Below are 901 nucleotides of genomic sequence, written 5' to 3'. Positions count from 1 at the left end.
CGCCACGGCCGTGACCCGCTTCGTCGTCGTCGGGCACCCCGGCGACGTGCCGCCCCCGACGGGCGCCGACAAGACGACGCTCGTCGTGCACCTGCCCGACAACGAGGCCGGTGCGCTGCTCGCGATGCTCGAGCAGTTCGCCGTGCGCGGCGTGAACCTGTCCCGCATCGAGTCCCGCCCCATCGGCGACGCTCTCGGGCGCTACTCGTTCTCGATCGACGCCGAGGGGCACATCACCGACGAGCGCGTCGGCGAGGCGATCATGGGCCTGCACCGCCGCTGCCCGTACGTGCGGTTCCTCGGCTCGTACCCGCGCGCCGACGCCGTCGCGCCGACCGTGCACGTCGGGACGTCCGACGCCGACTTCGTGGGCGCGCGCGACTGGCTGCGCGCCGTCCGCGAGGGCCAGGCGACCTGACGGACCCGGCGGGTCAGCCCGCCAGGACCTCCGACGCGACCGTCGCGCCGACCGACGCGTGCGCAACCCGGTCGGCGGCGAGGCCGTCGGACGGCTGCGGCAGGGTCAGTCCCTCGGCGTCGGCGTCGAGCGGCACCGGGCCGGACAGCCCGACGGTGCCCGTCGCGTCCACCGCGTCCGCGTCGGAGTCGACCGCGACCGTGCCCGCGGCGGCGACCGCGACCGTCAGGCGGTGCCCCGCCGGCAGCTCGTACCGCACCCGGTAGACGCCGTCGGGCAGGTCGTCGAACGCCACGGTCCCGTCGCCGCCCGTGGTCCGGGGGTCGACGCGCGTGCCGTCCGCGTGCCGGGCGGGCTGCGCGTCGCCGGTCTCCAGGTGGGCGACGACGCCCGCGAGGGCGGGCTCCGCCGGGCCGCGCAGGCCGTCGGCGTCGTCGTCGCGCCACGCGGTCGTGACGAGCGCGAAGCGCAGCGGGGCCGCGG

2 protein-coding genes are annotated in these 901 nt (G+C 77.7%); one reads left to right on the top strand and one right to left on the bottom strand.

Features of this window, described 5'->3' with window-relative positions:
- On the top strand, positions 1–418 hold a 418-nt coding region (locus CBZ_RS13770), incomplete at its 5' end, for a prephenate dehydratase (protein WP_373862180.1).
- 13 nt (positions 419–431) lie between these two features.
- On the opposite strand, the gene CBZ_RS13765 is transcribed toward CBZ_RS13770, so the two are convergent.
- The coding region (locus tag CBZ_RS13765; RefSeq protein ID WP_218022776.1) for an SdrD B-like domain-containing protein at positions 432–901 on the bottom strand (470 nt) is incomplete at its 5' end.

The sequence above is a fragment of the Cellulomonas biazotea genome (assembly GCF_004306155.1).
GTDB classification, from domain to species: Bacteria; Actinomycetota; Actinomycetes; order Actinomycetales; family Cellulomonadaceae; genus Cellulomonas; species Cellulomonas biazotea.
Note: the sequence above shows the minus strand (reverse complement) of the source record. Positions and strands in the feature narration are given on the sequence as shown.